This window comes from Aeromicrobium sp. Leaf272 (assembly GCF_001422865.1).
Taxonomy (GTDB): domain Bacteria; phylum Actinomycetota; class Actinomycetes; order Propionibacteriales; family Nocardioidaceae; genus Aeromicrobium.
In genome coordinates this window covers 133,279-138,842 of record NZ_LMMY01000001.1, presented here as the reverse complement: position 1 = coordinate 138,842, position 5,564 = coordinate 133,279, and the positions used below count along the sequence as shown (strand labels likewise).

The following is a 5,564-nucleotide window of genomic DNA, read 5'->3' as shown; positions in this document are numbered from 1 at the left end:
GTCGTACGGAACCAGCCGCTTCGACGACCTCGCCACTCGCGTGGGCATCAGCGACGCCGTGGCCTCGGCCCGCCTCCGCGAGCTGCTGGAGGCCGGTCTGCTCGAACGTCGCCCCTACCGCGAGCCGGGCCAGCGCACGCGGCACGAGTACGTGCTCACCGAGAGCGGCGAGGAGCTGCTGCCGGTCCTCCTCGCCCTGGCCGCGTGGGGGCGCCGGCACACCGGGGCCCGGACCTCCCCCCGCTTCGTCCACGCCGACTGCGGGGCCGACGTCGAGGCCGAGGTGCGCTGCACGGAGGGGCATGTCGTCGCGCTCGACGAGCTGGTCGTCAGCAGCTGAGGGGCGCAGCGACGCGGATGCGAACGACGACCGTCGTCCAGCACGCGCCTGCTCCGAGACCTTTCGGAGCCGCCTGTCGGAATCGAACCGACGACCTTTTCATTACGAGAGCCCGGAAACCCCCAGCGATGCTGTCCGCAGCCGCCTTTCAGCGCTTCTCGTTGCAACCGTTCCATGCAGTAGCGGTCTGGGGGTGCGCGGGGGGTGCGCGCCCACTAGTCCTCAAGCCGTGTTGAGTTGCTACCGGCGCTCTCCCAGGCCGCCTGCGACACACGGCGACTCGGCTTCCGTCCCAGCTGCGCGGACTGTTCCGGTCGAGGCGAAGGGTCGCGCTGCGCCTGTCACCTGACGGTGTAGCAGTCCCATCTATTTCTTGTCCAAGACCCGAGTCATCCAGTAGTTGAGAGGTGCGATGCCAAAGCACAGCAGAGCCCCTGCGAATTCCCCGATGGCGACTGCGAGACAGCCTAGACCCAGCATGAGAAATAGCGCGACCCAGTTCATGAAGCGCCAGTATGAACTGAAGTAGTCCATTTCAAGCACCCAGGACTTTCCGTGCTCCCGCTTCAGCCACGTTGCCCGCACCCGCTCCAAGCCCAGTGCAGACAGTCAGTACACCGACAACGAGCACGCTCGAAAGCGCCCCGATCGCCCCCGAAAACCTCGAACTGCCCATCATGAAGCTCCCCCAGTCGCCGTCACCGCGGCGCCTGCGAACGGACTCACGTCCGCAGCCAAAGGGGCCGATTTCGAGGAACGTAACACCGAGAATCTGAACTTGTTCACAAATTACGCAAACTTCGAGCCTCACGTTGCCGCAGGCCGGATCCCCCGTCGACCGGTGGACCCAGGACCATTCCTCAGCAGGCTTCCGAGGAGCGTCCACCATTTCACTGCTGGTGAAACGGTCCCAGGCCCCTGACCTGCGAAGACNCCCGAGACCCGGATGCGGCGAGGACGCTGCGCTAGCAGTGTGACTGTGGAGCCGCCTGTCGGAATCGAACCGACGACCTTTTCATTACGAGTGTCGAGGACTCCTCCGCGCCCACAAATCTTCGCGTGCATGCGTTGCACCAATTGCCCACACAGTCAGAAATCCGCAGCGTGGGGGCAATCTAGGGGCAAAGGAACCTGCAGCGCTCGGACGTGAACTAGCGTCTTCTTGGCGGTCGCTGATTGCGGAGCTCGGGGGGTGGCGCAGAGGCTCCGCGCGGATGCGCTTCTCGACGCCGAGTTCAACCAGCACGACGACTGTGCGCATCCGGGTGGAGGGGCGCCATTCAGTGGCCGCCAAGAAGTCGCGAAGCACGACGCTCGTCAGCGATGTCCGCTGGTCGCACGGTCGGTCGGCGCGTCCGTGCCGCGCCGCGCGCACGGGCGCCAGCCCGAGCACGGCACGGCACGGACGCGCCGACGGCTCCGGCCACCGGACACGCTAACGGTCGCGAGCGTTGTCGAGACTGGGTGCGCGGGTTGTAACACAGCACCCTCAAAGTACCGAGGTTCCGTGCACTGATCCCCAATAGTTCTAACATGCACCATGGCTGGGATGACTCTGGCTGACCAGGCCTCGGAGGGCTTCATCAGCTATACACGCAAGGACAACGCGTCCTTTCGTGGCGTAGTGGAAGTACTCCGCGACGACATCATGAACACGATCGAAGCTCGAACTGGGCGCAGCCTCACTCTGTTTCTCGACCGAGAGTCGATCGGCTGGGGCGAAGACTGGCGGGAGAAGATCCAACAAAGCGTCGAGACTGCAACGCTCTTCATCCCGATCATTACCATGCGGTACTTCCAGAGCGAAGCATGCCGAGACGAACTACTCGCCTTCCACGAAGCCGCAAAGCGCCGAGGGCTCACGGGGCTAATTCTGCCGATCGTGCTCATGGGCGCCGAAAACATCACCCGCAAAGACGACCGACCTGAAGTGCGACTGATTGAAGCCTTGAACTATAAGCAGATCGAGACCGAGTTTCGCTCGGGCTTCGACTCCCCGCCGTGGCTCCGCGTGATCGGCGAAATCGCCAGTGATCTCGTCATGAATCTTCAAGCCGCTGAGGATTTCATCCTGAGCACAGAATTGCCTGGGGAGCCCCCCGCTGGGCCCAGTGGCTCCCACCCGCCCGGAACGGGAAGCGGGCCTGACGTCACCGATGGCGCCGAGCTACCGCAGACGAACGATTTCAGTCCGTCCGTTGATGACCGCCTCGACCTAGCTCAGCTCGGGGCTGCGATGGAGGAAGTAACCAACCTCGCTGAAAGCGCCGCTGAGGCCGTCACCGAGATCGGACAAATTGCCGAGCAAGTACTCGGCGGTATCAACCTCGAGGCGATGCCCCCAAAGAGGGCGCACGCGCTGTTCATTCGCGCCGCCGATGCTCTCAGCCAACCCGCCGTCAGACTCGAAGAGCGTGGAAAGGCTCTCGAAGAACGAATCACCGAAGTCGACGCCAGCCTCCGGTCGATCGTCGACGAACTCCGCGAGATCGACAACGACCAGTCGCAAGCGTTCCTGAGCGAGATCCTGTCAGGCATCGCTGAAATCGGAGAGATGGAAGAAGTCTCCGACCAGATGGACGACCTCGCGTCCACCATGCAGGTCGCATCAGTCTTGAACGTTGGTCTTCGACGATCCCTCCAACCCGCGATTCGTGGCATCCGCGCCGTGCAGACCTCAGCGCGCACGTTCGGTAGTTGGAATGATCTACTCAATTAGGCTTAAGACCGCTCCGCGGTTGAGCGCACCGTCAGCACATCCTTCGACAACCAAGGGAGATCACAGCGATGGCTCGGCACGTATTTTTGTCCTTCGTCGCGGAGGACCTTCAGAACGTCAACCTTTTCCGCGGCCAAGCGAGGAACCGCAACTCTGCACTCGTATTCGATGATTACTCGGTGCGAGTTCCGTATAACAGCACCAACGCCGCATACATCCGCACACAGATCGCGGCAAAGATTCGGTCGGCGTCCGTCACCCTTTGCCTCATCGGACCCAGCACCTCCACAAGCAAGTGGGTGGACTGGGAGATCGAGAAGAGCAAGGATCTCGGAAACAAGCTTGTGGGAGTGAAGCTCTATTCAAGCTTGACGTGTCCAGTTCCTCCTGCACTCCGTGCCGCCGGCGCGCCAGTGCTCGACTGGGACGTGCCCGCGATTGTTCGAGCCATTGGCTGACCCGCTCTACGACGGCGGCTATCCAGCCCTGCACGACTCTGCGAACTCCGCGTCACTCGAAGGCCAGAAGCACTTCCTCCGAGCCTTGAAGGTGCGTCTCACTGGTCTCCTGGTCAGCGCTCTGGGAGGCGCTCTGCTCATCGGTGGAGAAGAGTCGGCGGTCGGGGGGGCTGTGGCTCTCGCTGGCTTCACTGTTGCCCTCGCTTGCGAACTTTATGTGAGCATCGCGAAGCCTGACCGCCGGTGGTATGAAGGTCGAGCTGCAGCTGAGTCCGCAAAGACGCTCGCCTGGCGATACGCAGTTCGCGGCGAGTCCTTCGCAGAAGACACCCGCGAGGTCGACCGATACTTTTCCGACCGCGTCCGCGAAGTTCTGGAAGATCTGAAGGACCTCGACCTCGGCGGATCGAAGACCGGGAATCGAGAGCAGATAAGCGCGATGATGCGTGAGATTCGAGCAAGCACGTTTGAGGAGCGTCGCTCGGCTTACCGCGACGGACGAATCGAGGATCAGCGAGACTGGTACGAATCGAAGTCCGTGTGGAACGCGAAGCGAAGGACATGGTGGCTTTCAGGCACGATCGGCGCCCAAACCATAGGGATGATCACTGGCCTTATCGTGCTGCTGGACGTCGTTCGAATCGATCTTGTAGGCCTGATCGCGGCCGGAGCCGCGACTATGACCAGTTGGTCCCAGGCGAAGCAGTACAGCACGCTTGCAACTGCGTACGGCATCACCGCCCAGGAGCTAGCCACCATCAAGAGCGAGATCGACTCTGTTCCGGAGTCCGAGTGGGCTGATTACGTAGGGCAGGCCGAAGAAGCGATCTCCCGCGAGCACACACTCTGGCGTGCATCGCGCGGGATCCGCGGACCGCGCTTCTAGTTTCGCAGCAGATCCGTTCGCACGCGGTCCGACGAAGTCCCTATTGTGGAAGTATGACGGATTTCCGATCTGACCGGATGCCAAGCGTCGAAGGCCGTGGACGAGCCCGCGCCGCATGGCAGTCGTATCGCGGATGGGTCGAGAAGAACGTTGTTCCCGCCGTCGATCCTGTCGTCGGCCCGTTGGCGCGTCGCTTCTCGGTCAACAAGGTGACCCAACTCATCGGGTTCTGGACGATGTGGCACGCCTACGGTGGGTATCAGGGGCTGATCGACCTGGGAATGGCTCCGACAACAGTGCACCGAAACGTCAAATGGTTCCGCCAGGTCTTCAAGGCGCACCCAGATGAGTACTCGATCCCGGGACTCACCCTCGACCTCAAACAGTGGCACGCCGGGGGCACCGTCGAGACCGAGTGAATCTTCACATGTGGAAGTATTGACGCAGCGAAGGCTCTCCCCTAGATTTCCATTTATGGAAATCCCGGCGCCCACGACAGTCCTCGCGTCCGGCATCGATGCTCTTTACCTAACCGGCCGCTGCGTCATTCCCAGCGAGCTTCTCGCGGATCTCGAGCAAGCCCGCGCTCTCGCTGGTGAGCTCCGGCAGCCCACTCGCCTTCGGCTCGGTGGCGAGACGTTCAACGTTGGATGGGGCCCGCTCAACCGCTGGCGATTCCGGCTTGAGCACCGATGTGCGATGGTCGGCATGACCGCTAGCGATGGCATCCCTTCGCTCTACGTACAACCCACCGCGGAGTTTCTGCATGCGAACGGCGCAGAGGCCGTCTCCGATTGGTGCCAGTCGGTGTTCGCGGAGTTGCTCGGTCACATCACTTGGCAGGTGAGTCGCGTCGACTTGTTCGCAGACGTCCAGGGCTGGGACGTAAAGGCGGAGGACAGGCACCACTTCCTCACTCGGGCAACATCTCGCCGGACCTATGAGGACGACGACGAACTGACCGGGCTTCAATGGGGAGTTGGTGGTGCAGTCGTCTGCCGGATCTACGACAAGACCCGGGAGAGCGCTCTGAAGGGGACCGACTGGTGGCCGAATGTCTGGGGCCCGGCTTTCGAGCACGGCAAGCAGGTGATCCGCATCGAGTTCCAGGTCCGGCGCGACGCGCTGAGGGAGTTCACGCTCGGCACCCCGGATGACGTC

General features: G+C 62.4%; 6 protein-coding genes. All 6 read left to right on the top strand.

Annotation, left to right across the window (positions count from 1 at the left end; genetic code table 11):
- The coding region (locus ASF38_RS00695; protein WP_082480177.1) for a helix-turn-helix domain-containing protein at positions 1 to 340 on the top strand (340 nt) is incomplete at its 5' end.
- A gap of 1,549 nt (positions 341 to 1,889) precedes the next feature.
- Positions 1,890 to 3,059: a TIR domain-containing protein gene (locus tag ASF38_RS00690; RefSeq protein ID WP_162237270.1), complete on the top strand. Its 1,170-nt coding sequence runs from the start codon at positions 1,890 to 1,892 to the stop codon at positions 3,057 to 3,059.
- Between the two features lie 68 nt (positions 3,060 to 3,127).
- Complete coding sequence (locus ASF38_RS19545; protein ID WP_082480152.1) at positions 3,128 to 3,517, top strand: TIR domain-containing protein; 390 nt, start codon at positions 3,128 to 3,130, stop codon at positions 3,515 to 3,517.
- Positions 3,510 to 4,403, top strand: coding sequence for a DUF4231 domain-containing protein (locus tag ASF38_RS16955; protein ID WP_162237268.1), 894 nt, complete (start codon positions 3,510 to 3,512; stop codon positions 4,401 to 4,403). The genes ASF38_RS19545 and ASF38_RS16955 overlap by 8 nt, the downstream gene beginning before the upstream one ends.
- A 53-nt stretch (positions 4,404 to 4,456) precedes the next feature.
- Complete coding sequence (locus ASF38_RS17350) at positions 4,457 to 4,822, top strand: hypothetical protein (RefSeq protein ID WP_156366730.1); 366 nt, start codon at positions 4,457 to 4,459, stop codon at positions 4,820 to 4,822.
- A 55-nt stretch (positions 4,823 to 4,877) separates the two neighbouring features.
- The coding region (locus ASF38_RS00675) for a hypothetical protein (protein WP_200914349.1) at positions 4,878 to 5,564 on the top strand (687 nt) is incomplete at its 3' end.